Source organism: Streptomyces sp. 12E (assembly GCF_055633275.1).
The window spans coordinates 4,899,960-4,919,713 of the sequence record NZ_JBVNCJ010000001.1; the positions used below are offsets into that span (position 1 = coordinate 4,899,960).

General features: G+C 70.9%; 21 protein-coding genes. 7 read left to right on the forward strand and 14 right to left on the reverse strand.

What is annotated here, in order from left to right; translation table 11 throughout:
- Position 1 precedes the first annotated feature (1 nt).
- Positions 2–244: a hypothetical protein gene (locus tag ACZ8ZB_RS22870; protein ID WP_470739518.1), complete on the forward strand. Its 243-nt coding sequence runs from the start codon at positions 2–4 to the stop codon at positions 242–244.
- Here the strand turns inward: ACZ8ZB_RS22870 and ACZ8ZB_RS22875 are convergent.
- The 4 genes from ACZ8ZB_RS22875 to sodN all read right to left on the reverse strand — a co-directional run bounded on the left by ACZ8ZB_RS22875 (position 241) and on the right by sodN (position 2,368).
- Positions 241–984 carry a VOC family protein gene (locus tag ACZ8ZB_RS22875; protein WP_470739519.1) on the reverse strand — a complete coding sequence of 248 codons (744 nt, stop codon included), beginning with the start codon at positions 982–984 and terminating at the stop codon, positions 241–243. The two genes, ACZ8ZB_RS22870 and ACZ8ZB_RS22875, sit on opposite strands and share 4 nt — an antisense overlap.
- On the reverse strand, positions 981–1,409 hold the full coding sequence (locus ACZ8ZB_RS22880) for a VOC family protein (RefSeq protein WP_470739520.1): 429 nt from the start codon (positions 1,407–1,409) through the stop codon (positions 981–983). Before ACZ8ZB_RS22880 ends, ACZ8ZB_RS22875 begins: the two co-directional genes overlap by 4 nt.
- A 9-nt stretch (positions 1,410–1,418) precedes the next feature.
- Complete coding sequence (locus tag ACZ8ZB_RS22885) at positions 1,419–1,841, reverse strand: helix-turn-helix transcriptional regulator (RefSeq protein ID WP_470739521.1); 423 nt, start codon at positions 1,839–1,841, stop codon at positions 1,419–1,421.
- A gap of 131 nt (positions 1,842–1,972) precedes the next feature.
- Positions 1,973–2,368 (reverse strand): superoxide dismutase, Ni, encoded by a 396-nt coding sequence (gene sodN, locus ACZ8ZB_RS22890; protein ID WP_004983535.1) that lies wholly within the window; start codon positions 2,366–2,368, stop codon positions 1,973–1,975.
- Between the two features lie 146 nt (positions 2,369–2,514).
- On the opposite strand from sodN, the gene sodX reads away from it, so the two are divergent.
- Entirely contained in the window at positions 2,515–2,949 is a 435-nt protein-coding gene (gene sodX / locus ACZ8ZB_RS22895; RefSeq protein ID WP_470739522.1) for a nickel-type superoxide dismutase maturation protease, read from the forward strand.
- On the opposite strand, the gene ACZ8ZB_RS22900 is transcribed toward sodX, so the two are convergent.
- Positions 2,832–3,482 (reverse strand): CGNR zinc finger domain-containing protein, encoded by a 651-nt coding sequence (locus ACZ8ZB_RS22900; RefSeq protein ID WP_470739523.1) that lies wholly within the window; start codon positions 3,480–3,482, stop codon positions 2,832–2,834. The two genes, sodX and ACZ8ZB_RS22900, sit on opposite strands and share 118 nt — an antisense overlap.
- Before the next feature lie 99 nt (positions 3,483–3,581).
- Here ACZ8ZB_RS22900 and ACZ8ZB_RS22905 point away from each other — a divergent pair, with 99 nt between their 5' ends.
- Positions 3,582–4,349, forward strand: a complete 768-nt coding sequence (locus ACZ8ZB_RS22905) for a class I SAM-dependent methyltransferase (protein ID WP_470739524.1) — start codon at positions 3,582–3,584, stop codon at positions 4,347–4,349.
- Between the two features lie 59 nt (positions 4,350–4,408).
- On the opposite strand, the gene ACZ8ZB_RS22910 is transcribed toward ACZ8ZB_RS22905, so the two are convergent.
- Genes ACZ8ZB_RS22910 through ACZ8ZB_RS22920 form a run of 3 tightly spaced genes read right to left on the reverse strand, consistent with a single transcriptional unit; the run spans position 4,409 to position 7,130 of the window.
- A complete protein-coding gene (locus tag ACZ8ZB_RS22910; RefSeq protein WP_470739525.1) occupies positions 4,409–5,170 on the reverse strand; it encodes an amino acid ABC transporter ATP-binding protein in 762 nt (253 codons plus the stop codon).
- Positions 5,167–6,132 (reverse strand): amino acid ABC transporter permease, encoded by a 966-nt coding sequence (locus ACZ8ZB_RS22915; RefSeq protein WP_470739526.1) that lies wholly within the window; start codon positions 6,130–6,132, stop codon positions 5,167–5,169. Before ACZ8ZB_RS22915 ends, ACZ8ZB_RS22910 begins: the two co-directional genes overlap by 4 nt.
- 32 nt (positions 6,133–6,164) lie before the next feature.
- Positions 6,165–7,130: an ABC transporter substrate-binding protein gene (locus ACZ8ZB_RS22920; protein ID WP_470739527.1), complete on the reverse strand. Its 966-nt coding sequence runs from the start codon at positions 7,128–7,130 to the stop codon at positions 6,165–6,167.
- Between the two features lie 583 nt (positions 7,131–7,713).
- Between ACZ8ZB_RS22920 and ACZ8ZB_RS22925 the strand changes: the two genes are divergently transcribed.
- The 4 genes from ACZ8ZB_RS22925 to ACZ8ZB_RS22940 all read left to right on the forward strand — a co-directional run bounded on the left by ACZ8ZB_RS22925 (position 7,714) and on the right by ACZ8ZB_RS22940 (position 10,957).
- Complete coding sequence (locus tag ACZ8ZB_RS22925; RefSeq protein WP_470739528.1) at positions 7,714–8,952, forward strand: NAD(P)-dependent malic enzyme; 1,239 nt, start codon at positions 7,714–7,716, stop codon at positions 8,950–8,952.
- A gap of 166 nt (positions 8,953–9,118) precedes the next feature.
- The gene (locus tag ACZ8ZB_RS22930; RefSeq protein WP_470739529.1) at positions 9,119–10,084 is read left to right on the forward strand and encodes a zinc-binding dehydrogenase; all 966 of its coding nucleotides are present in this window, start codon (positions 9,119–9,121) and stop codon (positions 10,082–10,084) included.
- A gap of 100 nt (positions 10,085–10,184) precedes the next feature.
- Positions 10,185–10,394, forward strand: a complete 210-nt coding sequence (locus ACZ8ZB_RS22935; protein WP_344568920.1) for an HTH domain-containing protein — start codon at positions 10,185–10,187, stop codon at positions 10,392–10,394.
- The gene (locus ACZ8ZB_RS22940; RefSeq protein ID WP_470739530.1) at positions 10,394–10,957 is read left to right on the forward strand and encodes a Clp protease N-terminal domain-containing protein; all 564 of its coding nucleotides are present in this window, start codon (positions 10,394–10,396) and stop codon (positions 10,955–10,957) included. The genes ACZ8ZB_RS22935 and ACZ8ZB_RS22940 overlap by 1 nt, the downstream gene beginning before the upstream one ends.
- Positions 10,958–11,094: 137 nt before the next feature.
- Here the strand turns inward: ACZ8ZB_RS22940 and ACZ8ZB_RS22945 are convergent, their stop codons facing one another.
- From ACZ8ZB_RS22945 to ACZ8ZB_RS22970, 6 genes are all read right to left on the reverse strand, one after another.
- Positions 11,095–12,132, reverse strand: coding sequence for a helix-turn-helix transcriptional regulator (locus ACZ8ZB_RS22945; RefSeq protein WP_470739531.1), 1,038 nt, complete (start codon positions 12,130–12,132; stop codon positions 11,095–11,097).
- Position 12,133: 1 nt separating this feature from the next.
- Positions 12,134–13,006: a DUF4097 family beta strand repeat-containing protein gene (locus tag ACZ8ZB_RS22950; protein WP_470739532.1), complete on the reverse strand. Its 873-nt coding sequence runs from the start codon at positions 13,004–13,006 to the stop codon at positions 12,134–12,136.
- Between the two features lie 439 nt (positions 13,007–13,445).
- On the reverse strand, positions 13,446–13,625 hold the full coding sequence (locus ACZ8ZB_RS22955; protein ID WP_003992906.1) for a DUF6104 family protein: 180 nt from the start codon (positions 13,623–13,625) through the stop codon (positions 13,446–13,448).
- Positions 13,626–13,706: 81 nt separating this feature from the next.
- A complete protein-coding gene (locus tag ACZ8ZB_RS22960; RefSeq protein ID WP_470739533.1) occupies positions 13,707–17,504 on the reverse strand; it encodes a multifunctional oxoglutarate decarboxylase/oxoglutarate dehydrogenase thiamine pyrophosphate-binding subunit/dihydrolipoyllysine-residue succinyltransferase subunit in 3,798 nt (1,265 codons plus the stop codon).
- Positions 17,505–17,810: 306 nt separating this feature from the next.
- The gene (locus tag ACZ8ZB_RS22965; protein WP_470739534.1) at positions 17,811–18,908 is read right to left on the reverse strand and encodes a HAMP domain-containing sensor histidine kinase; all 1,098 of its coding nucleotides are present in this window, start codon (positions 18,906–18,908) and stop codon (positions 17,811–17,813) included.
- Entirely contained in the window at positions 18,905–19,645 is a 741-nt protein-coding gene (locus ACZ8ZB_RS22970) for a response regulator transcription factor (protein WP_028959305.1), read from the reverse strand. Before ACZ8ZB_RS22970 ends, ACZ8ZB_RS22965 begins: the two co-directional genes overlap by 4 nt.
- Between the last annotated feature and the right edge of the window lie 109 nt (positions 19,646–19,754).

A 19,754-nucleotide genomic window follows, 5' to 3' on the forward strand; every position in this document is an offset into this window, starting at 1 on the left:
TATGGGCGCGGTGTGGCGGTGGGGCGTGGGCATCTGGACGGCCGTCGTGATCGTCGGGGGCGGACTGACCCTGTGGTTGCGGGACGAGGCCGAACCGCCGTCCCCGGCCCGCTGGGAGAGGACGGAGCCGAGCCCGGCCCCCGCCCTCCCCGAGGGCTGGGAGACGCGGTGCCCCGTCCCCGAGCCGCCGCCGGGCGTCGAGGACGGACTGGTGGCCACCGCCTGCCTCGTCACCACCGGCTAGTCCGGTGGACGGGCCGGTCCGCCCGTTTGCGGATCGCGGTCGGTCAGACAGTACGTACCGCCCGTCGGGTCCCGCATCACCGTCCAGCGACCGAACGCGGCCACGCGGACCGCGCCCAGCTCCTCGTGCCGCGCCCGGGTCGCGCCGACGTCGGCGCAGGCGAGGTCCGGATGGGCGGACGCCGGCCGTTCCTCCGCCAGCCGCTGGAGCAGGATGCGCACGGGCAGCCCGGTCGGCGGCCTGACGACGTGGAACTCCGGGAGCGAACCGGCCGCCGCGTCCCAGTCGGGCAGCAGCCCGCTCCAGAAGGCGACCTCGGCGTCGTAGCCGGACGGCGGGACGTCGAGGCACACCTGGTCCAGACGGCTGCCGTGCACGACGGGCGGCCGTACCGACTCCCCGCGCCAGGGCACCGCGCAGAACAACTGCCCCGCGGGCGACCGCAGCACGGCCCACCCCTCGTGCTCGCCGGCCGTCTCAGCGCCCAGCCGCAGCGCGTTCGCGACGAACCCGGACACGTCCTCGACGGAGAAGTCGAGATGGGTGCCGCCCGGTCCCGAAACGATCCGCTGCATCCCCACGCAGGCATCGGCGCCGTCCGCCCGCAGGGTCACGAACTCCCCGTCGTCCCCGCTCGGTTCGGACAGCCGCGTCCCCGTGACGGCCGTCCAGAACCCGCCGGCCCGGCCGGCCCCGGACGCCGGCCGGTCGATGAAGGCGTACGTCCAGCGGACGTTCACCGCCGGGGACGTTCCATGAAGCGCAGCATGTTCCCCGCAGGGTCGCGGAACGCGCAGTCGCGCACCCCGTACGGTTGGTCCACCGGCTCCTGGAGCACGTCCACACCGGCGGCGCGGACGCGCTCGAAGAGGGCGTCGCAGTCGGTGGTGGTGAAGTTGACCCCGCGCAGCATGCCCTTGGCCAGCAGTTCGGCCATCGCCTGCTTGTCACCGGGGGAGGCGTCCGGGTTCGCGGCGGGCGGCTCCAGCACGATCTCCACGTCCGGCTGCTCCGGCGAGGCGACCGTCACCCAGCGCATCCCCTCGAACCCCACGTCGTCGCGGACCTCGAGCCCCAGCACGTCACGGTAGAAGGCCAGCGCCTTGTCGTGGTCGTCGACGGCGATGAAGCACTGGGCCAGTCGTACGTCGTTTCCTGTGTCCATGCGCCCACGTTAGAAGGTCCCGCCCGGATCGACCCGGGGCCGGCCCCGGACCGGCCGGGTGTACATCCGGGCCACGCACGGCGGAATGACCGCGCTCTCCTCGTGCGACCGGGCCCGGTACGCGCTCGGCGTCTCCCCGACCAGCTCGGTGAACCGGGAACTGAACGACCCCAGCGAGGTGCAGCCGACCGCGAGGCACACCTCCGTCACCGTGAGGTCGCCCCGCCGCAGCAACGCCTTGGCCCGCTCGATGCGCCGCGTCATCAGGTAGGCGTACGGCGTCTGCCCGTACGCCGCGCGGAAGCTGCGCTGGAAGTGACCGGGGGACATCAGCGCGGTCCGCGCCAGCTCCGTGACGTCGAGCGGCTCGGCGTACTCCCGGTCCATCCGGTCCCGGGCCCGCCGCAGCCGCACCAGATCCTCCAGCTCCATCCGCCCAGCATCCCACGGCCCGCGTGAGCGGTCACGGAAACGCCGAAGGGCCCCGCCGCCGGAGACGGGGCCCTTCACCACACCCGCGAACCGCGATGGCGCACCGATCGCCGCCGCGGAAGGAGGCCGGGTCAGGCCTTCTTGGTCTCCCAGAAGATCTTGTCGATCTGGGCGATGTAGTCCAGGGCCTTCTGGCCGGTCGCCGGGTCCGTCGACGCCTTGGCGGCCGAGAGGGCCTTCAGGGTGTCGTTGACCAGCTGGTGCAGCTCCGGGTACTTCTCGAAGTGCGGGGGCTTGAAGTAGTCGCTCCACAGCACGGAGACGTGGTGCTTCGCCAGCTCGGCGCGCTGCTCCTTGATGACCGTGGCACGGGCCTGGAAGTGCGGGTCGTCGTTGCCGGCCATCTTCTCCTGGACGGCCTTCACCGACTCCGCCTCGATGCGGGCCTGGGCCGGGTCGTACACGCCGCAGGGCAGGTCGCAGTGGGCGCTGACCTTGACCTTGGGGGCAAACAGGCGGGAAAGCATGGAGCGTTTCCTTCCTCGTGATCGTCTTCTCACACTGGACATTACTCCGTGACGGACGGCTTTTCGCGGGGGCCCCCGCGGGCTTAGGACAAAAGTCCGGGGTGAGACTGAGACTGGTGGAGGACGAACCGGGGAGGTGCCGGGTGATGCCGGAGCTGCCGCAGGACGCCGAGCGGGCGGGGGCGCCGCTCCCCTTCGGGGTGGCCGAGGTGACCGGACCGTCCATGGTGCCCACGCTGCACCACGGGGACCGGCTGCTGGTGCACTACGGCGCCCGGGTCAGACGCGGGGACGTGATCGTGCTGCGGCATCCGTTCCAGCAGGACCTGCTCGTCGTCAAGCGGGCCGCCGAGCGGCGCGAGGGCGGCTGGTGGGTGCTCGGGGACAACGCGTTCGCGGGCGGCGACAGCACCGACTACGGGGTGGTGCCCGACGAGCTGGTGCTCGGCCGGGTCCGGTTCCGTTACCGGCCGCGCGGCTCCGAGCGGCGTTCGCTGCCGGCCGCGGTGGGCTGGGCGCTGTCGGCGGTCCGGCCCGTGCTCTCCGGCCGGTCGGCCTCCAGGCGTTTGCGGGCGCGGTAGGCGGCCACGTTGGCGCGGGTGGCGCAGCGGTCGGAGCAGTAGCGGCGGGAGCGGTTGGTGGAGGTGTCCAGGTAGGCGTTGCGGCAGGGCGACGCCTCGCACAGGCCGAGGCGGTCCACGCCGTACTCGGTGAGGTGGAAGGCCAGGCCCATCGCGGCGATGGCCGCGTAGCCGGCGGTGGCGTTGGACGGGTGGTCGGCCAGGTGCATGTGCCACAGCGGACGGCCGTCGTCGTCGCGGAAGTCGTGGCCGGAGATCTGCGGGCTGACCGGGAACTCCAGCAGCAGTGAGTTCAGCAGGTCGACGGCGAGGGTCTCGTCGCCGCCGTCCGCCGCCTCGAAGACCGAGCGGAGCCTGGCCCGGACCGAGCGGAACCGCGTCACATCGGCGTCGGTGGTGCGCCGGGCCGCCGACCGGTTGGCGCCGAACAGGTCTCGGACTGCCTCGACCGAGGTCAGCGCGTCCTTCCCCCGGGCCGGTTCCTCGGTGTTGACGAGGCGCACGGCATAGTCCGAGTAATAGGCCAGTTCCACTTGTAGTCCTTACGCAGGGGCTCTATCGTCAGAGAGCGGTCTTGTAATGGACGATCGCGTATCCAGGGTATTACGGGACGTACGTGAGGGAGGCGCTCGATGACGGACGCGGACACCACCACGGCCGCCGACTGGCGGGCCTGGCAGGAGAGCTGGGACCGGCAGCAGGAGTGGTACATGCCGGACCGCGAGGAACGCTTCCGGGTCATGCTCGACATGGTGGAGGCCCTCGTCGGCACCTCGCCGCGCGTGCTCGACCTCGCCTGCGGCACGGGCAGCATCACCGCCCGGCTGTTCGACCGGTTTCCGGAGGCCACCAGCACCGGCGTCGACCTGGACCCGGCGCTGCTCGCCATCGCGGAGGGCACGTTCGAGGGGGACGGGCGGGTCTCCTTCGTGACGGCCGACCTCAAGGACCCCGAGTGGCCGGCGAAACTGCCGTACGACTCCTACGACGCCGTGCTGACCGCGACGGCCCTCCACTGGCTGCACCGGGAACCCCTCGAGGACCTCTACGGACACGTCGCGGGGCTCGTCCGCGACGGCGGCGTCTTCATGAACGCGGATCACATGATCGACGACACGACGCCCCGGATCAACGCGGCCGAGCGCGCCCTGCGCCACGCCCGCATGGACCGGGCCAGGGCGGACGGCGTCCTCGACTGGGCCCAGTGGTGGCGGCTCGCCGCCCAGGACCCGGTCCTCGCCGGACCGACGGCCCGCCGGTTCGAGATCTACGGCGAGCACGCCGACGGGGACATGCCGCCGGCCGCCTGGCACGCGCGCGTGCTGCGCGAGAAGGGGTTCGGCGAGGCCCGGCCGGTGTGGTGCTCGCCGTCGGACACCCTGCTGCTGGCGCTGAAGTAGCCGGAGGGGAACGCGGAGGGGCGGTACGGACCGGCCGTACCGCCCCTCCGCGCGTCCGTTCAGAGCACCTTGGACAGGAACGCCTTCGTGCGCTCGTGCTGCGGGTCGGTCAGGACGTCGCGCGGGTCGCCCGACTCGACCACCACACCGCCGTCCATGAAGACCAGGCTGTCTCCCACCTCGCGGGCGAAGCCCATCTCGTGGGTGACGACGACCATCGTCATACCGGACTCGGCCAGGTCGCGCATGACGTCGAGGACGTCACCGACCAGCTCCGGGTCGAGCGCCGAGGTCGGCTCGTCGAAGAGCATCAGCTTGGGGTCCATGGCGAGCGCGCGGGCGATCGCCACGCGCTGCTGCTGGCCGCCGGAGAGCTGCGAGGGGTAGTTCCCGGCCTTGTCGCCGAGACCCACCCGCTCCAGGAGCTGCGTCGCGCGCTCCCTGGCCTGCGCCTTGCTCACGCCCTTGACCTGGACCGGCGCCTCCATGACGTTCTCGACGGCCGTCATGTGCGGGAACAGGTTGAAGCGCTGGAAGACCATGCCGATGTCCCGGCGCTGCTGGGCGACCTCACTGTCCTTGAGCTCGTACAGCTTGTCGCCCTTCTGGCGGTAGCCGACCAGCTCGCCGTCGACGTACAGACGCCCGGCGTTGATCTTCTCGAGGTGGTTGATACACCTGAGGAAGGTGGACTTGCCGGAGCCGGAGGGGCCGATGAGGCAGAACACCTCGCCGGTCCTCACCTCGAGGTCGATGCCCTTGAGGACCTCGACGTGGCCGAAGGACTTGTGGACGCCCTCGGCCTTCACCATGGCCGTCATACCGTGCTCCTCTCGCGGCTGAAGGCCGTCAGGTTGGCCTTGATCTTCTGCCACGGTGTCGTCGGCAGGCTCCGGGACGAGCCGCGCGCGAAGCGGCGCTCCAGGTAGTACTGGCCGACGCTGAAGACACTGGTGATGACCAGGTACCAGATGCACGCCACGAACAGCATCTCCATCACGGCGTACGACGTGGAGCCGATCGTCGAGGTGGCGCGCAGCAGTTCGTTGTACGTCACCGCGTACACCAGCGACGAGGTCTTCAGCATGTTGATGAACTCGTTGCCGGTCGGCGGCACGATCACCCGCATCGCCTGCGGGATCACGATGCGCCGCAGCGTCTTGCCGTGGCTCATGCCCAGCGCGTGCGCGGCCTCGGTCTGGCCCTCGTCGACGGCCGTCAGACCCGCGCGGCAGATCTCCGCCATGTACGCCGCCTCGTTCAGGCCCAGGCCCAGCAGGGCCGCCATGAACGGCGTCATGACGTCGACCATCTCGTCCTTGTAGAGCGGACCGAGGTTCAGCATCGGGAAGATCAGCGCCAGGTTGAACCACAGCAGGAGCTGCACGTAGACCGGCGTACCGCGGAAGAACCAGATGTAGATCCAGGCCACCCAGCTCGTCACCGGGTTCTTCGACAGCCGCATCACGGCGAGGATCACGCCGAGGACCACACCCATGACCATCGCCAGGACGCTGATCAGCAGGGTGCGCCCGGCGCCGGCGAGGACGGTGCCGTCGAAGACGTAGTCGCCGACGGCGTGCCACTGGATCTTCTCGGCGGTGGCGAAGGCGTTGACGAGCAGGGCCACCAGCGCCAGCACGACGACACCGCTGACCCACCGGCCGTAGTGGCGGACCGGGATGGCCTTGATCGCCGCGGGCGGCACGGCGGCCCCGCTGTCCTTGGAGACGGCGGCCGCCGGCCGGGCGCCGGCCGTCTCCTTGTCGAATTTGTCAGTCACTGTGACCGCCCTTCAGTACGTGCCGGGGACCGTCACTCGCCGCCGTTGACCACGGCCTTGTCGATGGCGCCGGTCTCGGCGCCCCACTTGGCCAGGATCTCCTTGTACGTGCCGTCCTCGATGATGGCGTTGACGGCCGCCTCCAGGGCCTCGGTGAGCTGCTTGTTGTCCTTGTTCACCGCGATGCCGAACGGGCCGGCGTCCACCTGCTCGCCGACGATCTCGAAGGCGTTGCCGCCGTCCGCCTTGCGGGCCAGGTCGACCGCGACCGGGTAGTCGTTGACACCGGCGACCGCGCCGCCCGACTTCACGCGGGTCTGCGCCTCGGTGTCGTTCTCGAACGACTGGATCGTGATCTTCTCCTTGCCCGCGTCCGTGCACTTCTGGGACTGGGTCTGCAGCGCCTTCTCGTACGTGGTGCCACGCTGCACGGCGGCCGGCCGGCCGCACAGGTCCTCGATGGAGTTGATCCCCTTCGGGTTGCCCTTCTGGACGTACACGGCGGTGCCGGCGACGAAGTAGTCGACGAAGTCGACGCCCGGACCGAGCTTCTTGCCCTTGTCGTCCAGGCCCTCCTGGCGCTGCTTGGTGTCCGTGATGGACGACATCGCGATGTCGTAGCGGCCCGAGTTCAGCGAGCTGATCAGACCGTCGAAGGAACCGGAGGTGAACTGGACCTCGACGCCCAGCTTCTCGCCCAGCGCGGCGGCGAGGTCGGGGTCGACGCCGACGATCTTGCCGCCCTCCTGGAACTCCATCGGGGCGTACTCGGCGTTGGTGCCGGCCTTGAGGACGCCCGCGTCCTGGATCTTCTTGGGCAGCTTGTCGAACAGGGGGGCCGAGTTGGACTTGCCCGTCTCCTTGGTGCCCCCGCTGCCGCTGTCGTCGGTCTGGTCACCGCAGCCGGTGAGAAGCAGTGCGCCTGCGACCGCGATCGCGCCGGCCGCCGCAAGACGGGAGCGCGCGGCGGTGGTACGACGGGTGGTGCTTGCGGTCATGGTGGGTTCCTCCGGCGGATGGGTGGAGATGCCGATGGGTGGGCCGCCGCCGACGGGTATCGGCAGCGCCGCAGGTCGACGAGAACACACGCCTTCGAGTGTCGCGACCTCGTGCGATTACGGCATCTTGCCATTTGGACTGAGCCGTTCAGGGGGCTCGCGATGTCAAAATCGGATAACGGGTGACACTCGAACCGCACCACTCCGGGACATCTGGCCGGACAGTCTGCGGGAATCATTCGTTCCGGCCGGAAGATCTCCGGTGCATCCCAGGATGCGGACCCGTATGCCGTGGATTTTGCCGTGGTTGTGGGCTTGCTCCTATTTCCCCTCGGCCTTGTCCTGATATCGAGCGACAATGCGGGTCCCCGGCATGTGACCTTCGCGTTATGGACTCGTCGCCGACGGCGTCCGTCCGGTAAGAAGGTTCTTTACACCCCTCATCCGGGGATCAGGGCGCGTGTGCGGCGCGCCCGTCGTGTTCGGCCCGTACGTATCAACCCCCCGGGCCTTGCGCGGTCCCGCCCGCCCCTCACCAGGGGCGGCAACCCTCAAACCATGAACACTTAAGGGGTAAAACCAAGTGGCAGCGGAGATTGTCAATCCTCGCAGCGACAGCGAAAGCCGGAACGGCCATACAGGGCAGGACGACGGGGTCGAGCCCCTCGATTCCTTCGACCCGGCGTTCGCGCTGCACCGCGGCGGCAAGATGGCCGTGCAGGCCACCGTGCCGATCCGCGACAAGGACGATCTGTCCCTGGCTTACACGCCCGGCGTCGCGAAGGTGTGCAGCGCGATCGCCGAGCAGCCGGACCTCGTCCACGACTACACGTGGAAGTCGCAGGTCGTCGCCGTCGTGACGGACGGCACGGCCGTGCTGGGGCTCGGTGACATCGGGCCCGAGGCCTCCCTCCCGGTGATGGAGGGCAAGGCCATCCTCTTCAAGCAGTTCGGCGGCGTGGACGCCGTTCCGATCGCCCTGGACTGCACCGGCGTGGACGAGATCGTCGAGACCGTGGTCCGGCTCGCCCCGTCCTTCGGCGGGGTGAACCTGGAGGACATCTCCGCGCCCCGCTGCTTCGAGATCGAGAAGCGGCTGCAGGAGCGGCTGGACATCCCGGTCTTCCATGACGACCAGCACGGCACGGCGGTCGTGACGCTGGCCGCGCTGCGGAACGCCGCGCGGCTGAGCGGCCGGGCCCTCGGCGATCTGCGCGCCGTGATCTCGGGCGCGGGCGCCGCGGGTGTGGCGATCGCCAAGATGCTGATCGAGGCCGGTGTCGGCGACGTCGCCGTGGCCGACCGCAAGGGCGTCGTGTCGCGGGACCGCGAGGACCTCACGCCGATCAAGGCGGAGCTGGCGTCGTTCACCAACAAGGCCGGCCTCTCCGGGCCGCTGGAGTCGGCGCTGGCCGGCGCCGACGTCTTCATCGGCGTCTCCGGCGGCACGGTGCCGGAGGCGGCGGTGGCGTCGATGGCCGAGGGCGCGTTCGTCTTCGCCATGGCCAACCCCGATCCGGAGGTGCACCCGGAGGTCGCGCACAAGTACGCGGCGGTCGTGGCCACCGGACGGTCGGACTTCCCGAACCAGATCAACAACGTGCTGGCCTTCCCCGGGATCTTCGCGGGGGCGCTGCAGGTGCGGGCCTCCCGGATCACCGAGGGGATGAAGCTGGCGGCGGCCGAGGCGCTGGCCTCGGTGGTCGGCGACGATCTCGCCGCCGACTACGTCATCCCGTCCCCGTTCGACGAGCGGGTCGCCCCCGCGGTGACGGCGGCGGTGGCCGCGGCCGCCCGGGCGGAGGGCGTCGCCCGCAGCTGAGGCACGCGGAGTACTGGTCGGCCCCGTCCCCGGGTGGGACGGGGCCGGTCCCTTTCCCCGGGGGGCTCGGGCCGCCCGGACGGCGGGCCTTGCCGGGTGGCAAGAGGGCGTGTCTCACAGCGGGGCCCGGTTCCTTCGGCGGGGCGGGGAACCTATCGTCAAGGTCATGTTCGCCGTCTACGCCGCCCGAATCGACCGCGACCAGCCGCTCGCGGGTCTGGAGCTGGGGGAGCGACCCGCTCCCGAGCCCCGGCCCGGCTGGAGCACCGTCACGGTCAAGGCCGCCTCCCTCAACCACCATGACCTCTGGTCCCTGCGGGGCGTGGGCCTCGCGGAGGACAAGCTGCCGATGATCCTCGGCTGCGACGCCGCCGGCGTCGACGAGGACGGCAACGAGGTCGTCCTGCACTCCGTGATCGGTCAGAGCGGGCACGGGGTCGGCCCCGAGGAGCCCCGGTCCATCCTGACCGAGCGCTACCAGGGCACGTTCGCCGAGCGGGTCGCCGTGCCCACCTGGAACGTCCTGCCCAAGCCGAAGGAGCTCTCCTTCGAGGAGGCCGCCTGTCTGCCGACCGCCTGGCTGACCGCGTACCGGATGCTGTTCACCAACGCCGGGGTGCGGCCCGGGGACTCCGTGCTGGTGCAGGGGGCCGGGGGTGGCGTCGCCACCGCCGCGATCGTGCTCGGCAGGGCGGCGGGGCTGCGGGTCTTCGCCACCAGCCGGGACGAGGCCAAGCGGAAGCGGGCGCTGGAGCTCGGGGCCGTGGACGCCGTGGAGCCGGGGGCGCGGCTGCCGCAGCGGGTCGACGCCGTGATCGAGACCGTGGGGGCCGCCACCTGGTCCCACTCGGTGAAGTCGCTGCGGCCCGGCGGCACGTTGGTGATCTCCGGTGCCACCAGCGGTGACCGGCCCTCGCACGCCGAGCTGACCCGGATCTTCTTCCTGGAGCTCAAGGTCGTCGGGTCGACCATGGGCACCAAGGACGAGCTGGAGGACCTGCTCTCCTTCTGCGCCGCCACCGGTGTACGTCCCGTCATCGACGAGGTGCTGCCCATGGACCGGGCGCGGGAGGGCTTCGAGCGGATGGAGTCCGGCGGGCAGTTCGGCAAGATCGTGCTCACGAATCCCTGAGGGGCGAGGCTCACCTCGACGGCCGGTCCGGATCCCCGGGCCGGCCGTCGGCATGTCAACGGGGGTTGACGACGGAGGGGTGTCAACGTACGTTGACATCATGACTGAGGCAACCGACCTCGCCGAGCGCGCGGGCGACCGCGATCCACGGGTCGGCCTGCGGGCCGTCGCCGCCCTGCGCCGGCTGCTGGAGCAACTGGAGACCGTGCAGGTGCGCAGCGCGCGCCATCAGGGCTGGTCGTGGCAGGAGATCGCCACCGAGCTCGGGGTCAGCAGGCAGGCCGTGCACAAGAAGTACGGGAGGCATTGATGTTCGAGCGGTTCACGAAGGACGCCCGGGACGTGGTGAAGGGGGCGGTCGAGTGCGTCGAGAGCGCGCACGGGGGGACCGTCGCCGCCGAGCATCTGCTGCTCGCGCTGCTGGACCGGGAGGCGAGCCGCGCGTCCTTCGCGCTGGCCGCGCTCGGGGCGGGCGAGCGCAAGGAGTCGCTGCGGCGGGCGCTGGAGGAGTCCCGGCGCCGAGCCGGTCTCTCCCGGGCCGAGACCGAAGCCCTCGCCGGACTGGGGATCGACGTCTCGGAGATCGTCGCCCGGGTGGAGGAGACCCATGGCGCCGGGGCGATGTCCGGCGACCGCAAGGACAAGGGCTGGTGGGCAGGGCGCCGCAGCTTCAGCCGGGGCGCCAAGGACGTGCTCGAGGGCGCCCTGCGCGTCGCCGTGGACCGACGGGACCGGCACATCGGCGACGAACACATCCTGCTCGCCCTCACCCTCCGTCCCGGCGTCCCCGCCGAGGTCCTCGCCGACCACGGCGTGACGTACGAGTCCGTGACCCGCGTGCTGTACGGGAGCGGCGAGGCCAAGGCGGGCTGACATCGGCGTAGGGCCGGCTCGAGGGGCCCGGGCCCGGCCGGGCCCGGGGCGTCCCCGTCGGGGCGGGAGGGCCCGGGGCGCCGGCCCGGTCCGGGTGGGCCGGCGCGGGTCCGGTCCTCTTCGGTCGGTCCGAGGACCTACTGCTTCGGCGAGCGCAGCATCGCCCCGATGTGGGCCGCCGCCGTGGACAGGTGGCGGCGGGCGTCGCGGAGCTGCTCCGTCGTGACTCCGTGGTCGCGGGCCGCGTCACGGATGTCGTCCCGGAAGCGGTCCAGCAGGCGGTCCAGGTCGCGGGCCGGGTCACCGGTGGAGTCCGAGGCGTCCTCATGGGCCCAGGACGGGGTGTAATCGGCGGGGAAGTCCTCGGGAGTCCGGGAGTACGACGGCTCCGAGACCTTGTCGGACGCCCCCGCGCCGGTGCGGCCGAAGCCGAAGTCCTTGCCGAACTCGCCCATCCCCTTCGCCAGTTCACCGAGGCCCTCGCGCAGACCCGCCGGCCAGTCGCCCCGGGCGAAATGGCCCTGCACCTGTTCCTGGACCTGCCGCACGATGCGCTGCACCTCCTCCTGCGCCTTGTCCTGGGCCTCCTTGGCCTGGCGGCGGGCGCGCTGCGCCTCCTCGCGGGAACGGCGGCTCTCGTCCTTGGCGCGGCGGGCCTGTTCCTTCCACTCCTGCTTGGCGCGGCGCATCTCCTCCTTGGCCGCCTGCCAGGGGTCCTTGGTGCCGAAGACCCCGAAGTCGCCGAAAGCGCCCTCCTCGTCGGGTGCGGCCCCGCCGGTACGGCTCTGGCGGGCCCTGCCGGCCGCGGCCCGCATCTCGCGGCGCAGATCGCCCGCCGCGCCGCTGACGTCGGCCCGGATCTCGGCGGCCAGTTCGGCGACCGACTCCCGGATCTCCAGTTCCAGATCGGCCAGCTCACCGCTGCGGTCGGACAGTTCGGCGCGGCCGGCGTCGGTGATGGAGTACACCTTGCGGCCGCCCTCGGTGGTGTGGGTGACCAGTCCCTCCGCCTCCAGCTTGGCCAGCCGCGGGTAGACCGTGCCCGCCGACGGTGCGTACAGCCCCTGGAAACGCTCCTCGAGGAGGCGGATCACCTCGTAGCCGTGACGCGGGGCCTCGTCCAGCAGTTTCAGCAGGTAGAGGCGGAGGCGTCCGTGGGCGAAGACGGGAGGCATGTCAGAGCACCTTCTTGTCGGTCGTACCGGCATTGTCCCCCGAGCCGTCCCGCGGTTCGGGCTCGTCCTCCCCGGGCGGGCGGCGCAGCAGGGCGATGGAGCCGGAGACGGTGGTGGCGCGCAACCTGCCGCTGCCCGCGCCCAGACGGCCGGTCAGTTTGTGGGCGCCCCACTGACCCTGTACCCGGAGGTCGTCGAAGGCGTTGGAGATCGCGCCGCTCGCGGTGTTGGCCTCCACCTCGGCGTCCGCCGGATACGGCAGCCGGATGGCGATCTCGCCCGAGACGCTGGTCAGCTTGACGTCGGCGGGGCCGTCGGGATCGAGGTCGACGATCATGGATCCGCCGACCGTGTCCGCCCGCACGGAGGAGCCGGAGCCCTCGACGACGGTGAGGTCGCCGGAGACGGAGGCGAAGCGGAGGTCGCCGGTGACGGACTGGGCCTCCACGTTCCCGGACACGGTCTCCGCGCGGACCGGGCCGGACAGGGCGACCAGGGTGGTGTCGCCGGCGACGCCCTTCACCGCGGCGGGGCCCCGGATGCCGGAGACCACGGCGCCGGCGCCGACCACGCCCACCTCGACCCGGGTCCGGGCCGGGACGGCCAGGGAGACCACCGCGCTGCGGCGCCAGCCCCTGCGGTCCAGCCACTTGAGGAAGCCCTTCCAGGGGAGGTCGTCGTAGGCCACCGTGAGGACGCCGTCCTTCTGGGTGACCACCAGGGGCGGTCCCTCGACCTCGGAGACCTGGAGGTGGGCAGGGCCTTCGTCGATGCCCACGATGTTCACGGCGCCGTTGACGATGCGGACGTGCAGGTCGCTCACGGGGGCGTCGAAGGTGAGCTTCGTGGGTTCCGCGACGGACCACTCGGGCATGGGGGGACCTCCTGGGAACGCAGCGGTCGACGACGACGCGGCATATCGCGTCTTACGTGATTCACGATATATCGCGGCAGGGGAAAGTCAAGGCACTCGTTCTAGTGATCAGCCGGTTCGCGAGGTGGGGGAGGTGGCCCCGTGCGTCGGTGCGGAGCGGGGTGGGGTCGCGTGGGCCGGCGTTCGCGGGGAGCCCGGCGTCGGTGCGGGCCGGGGGTGTCCGCGCGGCCCGGCGCTTGCGGGGTGCATCCCCACTCCCGGCTCCGCTCGGGCGGGGGACCCCCATGGCCCACCCGTGCCGCCCCGCGGCACGATCGCCCGCGGATCGCGGGGGCGCGACGGCGGCTGCCCGCGGAGTGCGGGGTGGCGGCGACCGCCTGTGGCCGGCGTGGCGGGCGGGGGTGCAGGTGGGGGCGGGGATGCCGCCCCCGTGGGGTGTTTACTCGTCGTCCTCGTCGTCCAGGCGGGCCAGCCAGGTGGCCAGGCGTTCCACCGGGACCTCGAAGTCGGGGTTGAGGTCGACGAACGTGCGCAGCTGCTCGGCCAGCCACTCGAAGGTGACCTCCTCCTCCCCGCGCCGCTTCTCCAGTTCCTCGATGCCACGGTCCGTGAAGTACATGGGGACAAGGATATGTGCGGGAAAACGGGCGGGCCGCACCCCTCGTGAGAGGGGTGCGGCCCGCGCGCGTACGGCTGCCGGTTACGCCTCGAAGACCTCGCGCACCAGCTGCTCCTGCTCGGCCTGGTGGCGCTTCGCGGAGCCGACCGCCGGGGACGAGCCGTGCGGCCGCGAGATGCGGCGCAGACGCTCGGCGTGCGGGAGGTCGGCGCCGACCGCCAGGTCGAGGTGGTCGATCAGGTTGAGCGCGATGAACGGCCAGGCGCCCTGGTTCGCCGGCTCCTCCTGGGCCCACAGGTACTTCTCGGCGTTCGGGTACTTCTTGATCTCCGCCTGGAGCTCCGCACCCGGCAGCGGGTACAGGCGCTCGATGCGGATGATCGCCGTGTCCGTCACGCCGCGCTTCTGCCGCTCGGCGTCGAGGTCGTAGTAGACCTTGCCGGCCGTGAAGACGACCTTCTTCACCGCGGCCGGGTCGACCGAGGCGTCGCCGATGACCGGGCGGAACTGGCCCGTGGTGAACTCCTCCGCCTTCGAGGCCGCTGCCTTCAGGCGCAGCATCGACTTCGGCGTGAAGACGACCAGCGGCTTGTGGTGCGGGTTGTGCACCTGCCACCGCAGGAGGTGGAAGTAGTTCGACGGCGAGGTCGGCATCGCGACCGTCATGTTGTTCTGGGCGCAGAGCTGCAGGAACCGCTCCGGACGGGCCGAGGAGTGGTCCGGTCCCTGGCCCTCGTAGCCGTGCGGGAGGAGCAGGACCACACCGGAGGTCTGGTTCCACTTCTGCTCGGCCGAGGAGATGAACTCGTCCACGACCGTCTGCGCGCCGTTGACGAAGTCGCCGAACTGCGCCTCCCACAGCACGAGCGCGTCGGGGCGGGCCAGCGAGTAGCCGTACTCGAAGCCCATCGCCGCGTACTCGGACAGCAGGGAGTTGTAGACGTTCAGCCGCGCCTGGTCCTCGGAGAGGTACTGCAGCGGCGTGTACTCCTCGCCCGTGCTGCGGTCGATGATGACCGCGTGGCGCTGGCCGAAGGTGCCGCGCTGGGAGTCCTGGCCCGCGAGACGGACCGGGACGCCCTCCAGGAGCAGGGATCCGAAGGCGAGGGTCTCGCCCATGCCCCAGTCGATGGTGCCGTCCTCGACCATCGTCGCGCGGCGCTGCAGCTGCGGCAGCAGACGCGGGTGGACGGTGATGTGGTCGGGGATGTTGACCTGGGACTCGGCGATCCGCTTGACGATCTCCGTGGTCACCGCGGTGTTCACGGCGACCGGGAACTCGGCCTGCGGGTCGGAGGACTCCACGGAACCGGGCTGGCTGGTGGCCTCGCGGACCTCCGTGAAGACCTTCTCCAGCTGGCCCTGGTAGTCCTGCAGCGCCTGCTCGGCCTCTTCCAGGGTGATGTCGCCGCGACCGATCAGGGACTCGGTGTACAGCTTGCGCACCGAGCGCTTCTTGTCGATCAGGTCGTACATCAGCGGCTGGGTGAAGGCCGGGTTGTCCGACTCGTTGTGACCGCGGCGGCGGTAGCAGATGAGGTCGATCACCACGTCCTTGTTGAACGCCTGGCGGAACTCGAAGGCGAGCCGCGCGACGCGGACCACGGCCTCCGGGTCGTCGCCGTTCACGTGGAAGATCGGGGCCTCGATCATGCGGGCCACGTCCGTCGCGTACATCGACGAGCGCGACGACTCCGGGGCGGCGGTGAAGCCGACCTGGTTGTTGATGACGACGTGGACCGTGCCGCCGGTGCGGTAGCCGCGCAGCTGCGACATGTTCAGGGTCTCGGCCACCACGCCCTGGCCCGCGAAGGCCGCGTCGCCGTGGATCGCCACCGGCAGGACGGTGAAGTCCGTGCCGCCCTTGCCGATGATGTCCTGCTTGGCGCGGGCGACGCCCTCCAGGACCGGGTCCACCGCCTCCAGGTGCGAGGGGTTCGCGACCAGGGAGACCTTGATCTGCTCGCCGTCCAGGCCGGTGAAGGTGCCCTCGGCGCCCAGGTGGTACTTCACGTCGCCGGAGCCGTGCATCGACTTCGGGTCGAGGTTGCCCTCGAACTCGCGGAAGATCTGCGCGTACGACTTGCCGACGATGTTGGCCAGCACGTTCAGCCGGCCGCGGTGGGCCATGCCGATGACGACCTCGTCCAGGCGGGACTCGGCGGCCGAGTCCAGCACCGCGTCCAGCAGCGGGATGACGGACTCGCCGCCCTCCAGCGAGAAGCGCTTCTGGCCGACGTACTTGGTCTGCAGGAAGGTCTCGAAGGCCTCCGCGGCGTTCAGCCGGCGCAGGATGCGCAGCTGCTCCTCGCGCTCGGGCTTGGTGTGCGAGCGCTCGATGCGGTCCTGGATCCACTTGCGCTGCTTGGGGTCCTGGATGTGCATGAACTCGACGCCGGTGGTGCGGCAGTACGAGTCGCGCAGCACGCCGAGGATGTCGCGCAGCTTCATCAGGGACTTGCCGGCGAAGCCGCCGACGGCGAACTCGCGCTCCAGGTCCCACAGGGTGAGGCCGTGCTCGACGATGTCCAGGTCGGGGTGCTTGCGCTGGCGGTACTCCAGCGGGTCGGTGTCGGCCATGACGTGGCCGCGGACCCGGTAGGAGTGGATCAGCTCGAAGACGCGGGCGGCCTTGGTGACGTCGTCGTCGTGGGAGGCGTCGATGTCCTTGAGCCAGCGGACCGGCTCGTAGGGGATGCGCAGCGCCTCGAAGATCTCGTCGTAGAAGTTGTTCTCGCCGAGCAGGAGGTTGGCGACCGCGCGCAGGAACTCGCCGGAGGCGGCGCCCTGGATCACCCGGTGGTCGTAGGTCGACGTGAGCGTCATGACCTTGGAGATGCCGAGCTTGTTCAGGGTGTCCTGGGAGGTGCCCTGGAACTCCGCCGGGTAGTCCATGGAGCCGACGCCCATGATCACCGACTGGCCGGGCATCAGACGCGGCACGGAGTGGACGGTGCCGAGGCCGCCGGGGTTGGTCAGGGAGACCGTGACGCCGGTGAAGTCGTCCATCGTCAGCTTGTTGTCGCGGGCGCGACGGACGATGTCCTCGTAGGCCTGCCAGAACTCGAAGAAGTTCAGCGTCTCGGCCTTCTTGATGGCCGCGACGACGAGCTGGCGGTCGCCGTTGGGCTTGACCAGGTCGATGGCCAGGCCGAGGTTGACGTGCTCCGGCTTCACCAGGGTCGGCTTGCCGTCCACCCTGGCGAACGAGTGGTTCATCGCCGGCATGGCCTTGATGGCCTGCACCATCGCGTAGCCGATGAGGTGCGTGAAGGAGATCTTCCCGCCCCGGGCCCGCTTGAGGTGGTTGTTGATGACGATGCGGTTGTCGAACAGCAGCTTCACCGGGACCGCGCGCACGGACGTGGCCGTGGGCAGCTCAAGGGAGGCGTCCATGTTCTTCGCCACGGCGGCGGACGGGCCGCGCAGGGTGACCTGCTCGGGGCCGGCCTTCGCCTCGGTCGCGGGCTCGGCCTTGGGCTTTGCGGCGGCCGGCTTGGCAGCCGGCGCGGCGGCCTTCGCCGGAGCAGGAGCCGGGGCGGCGGGCGCCGGGGTGGCCGGCTGCGCGGCGGCGGGCTGCGCGGCCGCAGGAGCGGGCGCGGCGGGCCGGGCCGGAGCGGCCGGCTGGGCCGGGGGGGTGGTGGTTCCCGCGGCCCCCGCGGCCGCGGTACCCGCCGGAGCCGAGGTCGCAGGCGCGCCCGGCTTGTAGTCGGCGAAGAAGTCCCACCAGGCTCGGTCCACCGAGTTCGGGTCCTGGAGGTACTGCTGGTAGATCTCGTCGACGAGCCATTCGTTGGCACCGAAGGCCGCAGCGGGGTTCTTCCCCGCTTGGTCGGTGTCGGTCGAGATGCTCGAGTTACTGGGGGACTGTGGCGACACGGCGTCAACCGCCCTCTTCCGCTTCGCAAGATGATGGACAGCGGAAATAAAGGCTACGCCCCCGAGAGCGAGAAGGTCAGGCCGGGCCCGTTCATCGTCGCGTAAGTCACATCGCGGCGGGTGTTTCGGGGCAGGAAATGGCGGGAAACAACCCTGGTTTTGATTCTACGGGCCGTATCAGGGATCGCTCGGCCGGGCCCCGGCGCTCAGCTCACGCGGGCCTCTGCCTGATCACACGTGTCCGTCAGCGCGAACATCGATGGACCGTGCGGCTCCGCTTCGAACTTTACGTCAACCCGGTGCGGATCACTCTCCCGGAAGAGTGATGAGAATGCGGCAGCCCCGCTCGGATTCGGCCACGCGGATCCGGCCGCCGTGCAGATCCACGGCCCAGCGGGCGATCGCCAGGCCGAGACCGGTGCCGCCGTCGCTGCCCGGACCGTGCGGCCGGTTGACGTTGCCCCGGTTGAACCGCTCGAAGACGCGGTGCCACTCGGTCCGCGGGATGCCGGGTCCCTCGTCCAGCACCTCCAGCTCCAGCGACTCCGGCCGGTCCCCGCGCCGCGCCCGGACCGTCACCCGGCCGTGCGGCGGACTGTGCTTGACCGCGTTGTCGATGAGGTTGGCGACGACCTGGTGGATGCGTTCGGGGTCGGCGTGCGCGACGAGCTCGGGCGGCGACACGTCGAGGTGCAGATGGACGTCCGTACGGGTGTGGCTGCCCGATCCGGAGGCCATGCCCGCCCGGGCCGAGGCGACCATGTTGGCCTCCTTCAGCACCCCGGACAGGTACGGCCACACCTCGAACCGCCGCTTCTTCAGCGGGACCACGCCGTTGTCCAGGCGGGACAGGTCGAGCAGCGTCTCCACGAGGCGTCCGAGGCGCTCGGTCTGCTTCAGGGCCGTGCGCATCGTCTCGGGGTCGGCCTGCGTGACGCCGTCGACGATGTTCTCCAGCACCGCGCGCAGGCCCGCGATGGGGGTGCGCAGCTCGTGCGAGACGTTGGCGACCAGTTCCTTGCGCTGGCGGTCCTGGGCCTCCAGCTCGTCGGCCATGACGTTGATCGCCTGGGCCAGGTCGCCCAGCTCGTCCCGGCGGTTCTCGCGCACCCGGCGGGTGTAGTCGCCGTGCGAGATGGAGCGGGCCACGGCGTTCATGTCGTCCAGCGGCGCGGTGAGCGAGTGCGCCACGAACTGCGTGATGAGCAGCGTCGCGATCATCGAGAAGATCGTGATGAAGCGCAGCTCCGTCTTGGTGTGCACGGCGATCACCGAAAGGCCGGTGGTGATCAGGACCGAGACGACGACCAGCGCGCCGAGCTTGGTCTTGATCGAGAACGGACGCACACCGCCCCAGGGCTGCCGCGCCCCGGGACCTTTGCGCCCGGCCGGGCCGTCGCTCATGGCGTCGGCGTCTCCAGGGCGTAGCCCACGCCGTGCACGGTGCGGATGCGCTCGGCGCCGATCTTCCGGCGCAGCGCCTTGATGTGGCTGTCGACCGTGCGGGTGCCGGAGGCGTCCGCCCAGTCCCAGACCTCGGCCAGCAGCTGCTCACGGGAGAGCACCGCGCGGGGGGTGTTCGCCAGGCACACCAGGAGGTCGAACTCGGTGGGCGTCAGGTGGACGTCCTCGCTGCGCACCCGCACCCTGCGCTGCGCGTGGTCGATCTCCAGTTCGCCCAGGCGCAGGATGCCGCTGCGCGGGGTCGTCGCGGCGAGGGCCGCCCGCTCCATGCGGCGCAGCAGCACGTGCACGCGTGCCGCCAGCTCCCGCATGGAGAAGGGCTTCGTCATGTAGTCGTCGGCGCCGACGCCCAGCCCGACCAGCATGTCGGTCTCGTCGTCGCGCGCGGTGAGCATCAGCACCGGCACCGGCCGCTGGGCCTGCACGCGCCGGCAGACCTCCAGGCCGTCGAAGCCCGGCAGCATGATGTCGAGGATCAGCAGGTCGGGCTGCCAGGCCTCCGCCGTGTCCACCGCGGACGGGCCGTCACCCGCCGTTTGCACCAGGAATCCCTCGGCGCGCAGGCGAGTCGCGATGGCGTCCACGATCGTCGCGTCGTCCTCGACCACCAGGACCCGGCGCTGGGCGCCGGGAGTGGTCGTGGCCGTGCCGTTGTGGGAGGTCTGTGTCTGCTCCATCGCCCGCCCCTGAGGTGTGCTTTTTCCGGAATCCGTGGGGTGATCCGTCGTCTGCGCATCACTGCGATTGACGCTTGAATGACCGCGTCAGGGCAGCAGCGTACGGGGA

Bases quoted from the DNA above. Each gene is read 5' to 3' on its own strand.
- ACZ8ZB_RS22870 (WP_470739518.1), top strand. From the start codon at position 2: ATGGGCGCGGTGTGGCGGTGGGGCGTGGGCATCTGGACGGCCGTCGTG.
- ACZ8ZB_RS22880 (WP_470739520.1), bottom strand. From the start codon at position 1,409: ATGGACACAGGAAACGACGTACGACTGGCCCAGTGCTTCATCGCCGTC.
- ACZ8ZB_RS22885 (WP_470739521.1), bottom strand. From the start codon at position 1,841: ATGGAGCTGGAGGATCTGGTGCGGCTGCGGCGGGCCCGGGACCGGATG.
- sodN (WP_004983535.1), bottom strand. From the start codon at position 2,368: ATGCTTTCCCGCCTGTTTGCCCCCAAGGTCAAGGTCAGCGCCCACTGC.
- sodX (WP_470739522.1), top strand. From the start codon at position 2,515: ATGCCGGAGCTGCCGCAGGACGCCGAGCGGGCGGGGGCGCCGCTCCCC.
- ACZ8ZB_RS22905 (WP_470739524.1), top strand. From the start codon at position 3,582: ATGACGGACGCGGACACCACCACGGCCGCCGACTGGCGGGCCTGGCAG.
- ACZ8ZB_RS22910 (WP_470739525.1), bottom strand. From the start codon at position 5,170: ATGACGGCCATGGTGAAGGCCGAGGGCGTCCACAAGTCCTTCGGCCAC.
- ACZ8ZB_RS22920 (WP_470739527.1), bottom strand. From the start codon at position 7,130: ATGACCGCAAGCACCACCCGTCGTACCACCGCCGCGCGCTCCCGTCTT.
- ACZ8ZB_RS22930 (WP_470739529.1), top strand. From the start codon at position 9,119: ATGTTCGCCGTCTACGCCGCCCGAATCGACCGCGACCAGCCGCTCGCG.
- ACZ8ZB_RS22935 (WP_344568920.1), top strand. From the start codon at position 10,185: ATGACTGAGGCAACCGACCTCGCCGAGCGCGCGGGCGACCGCGATCCA.
- ACZ8ZB_RS22940 (WP_470739530.1), top strand. From the start codon at position 10,394: ATGTTCGAGCGGTTCACGAAGGACGCCCGGGACGTGGTGAAGGGGGCG.
- ACZ8ZB_RS22945 (WP_470739531.1), bottom strand. From the start codon at position 12,132: ATGCCTCCCGTCTTCGCCCACGGACGCCTCCGCCTCTACCTGCTGAAA.
- ACZ8ZB_RS22950 (WP_470739532.1), bottom strand. From the start codon at position 13,006: ATGCCCGAGTGGTCCGTCGCGGAACCCACGAAGCTCACCTTCGACGCC.
- ACZ8ZB_RS22955 (WP_003992906.1), bottom strand. From the start codon at position 13,625: ATGTACTTCACGGACCGTGGCATCGAGGAACTGGAGAAGCGGCGCGGG.
- ACZ8ZB_RS22965 (WP_470739534.1), bottom strand. From the start codon at position 18,908: ATGAGCGACGGCCCGGCCGGGCGCAAAGGTCCCGGGGCGCGGCAGCCC.
- ACZ8ZB_RS22970 (WP_028959305.1), bottom strand. From the start codon at position 19,645: ATGGAGCAGACACAGACCTCCCACAACGGCACGGCCACGACCACTCCC.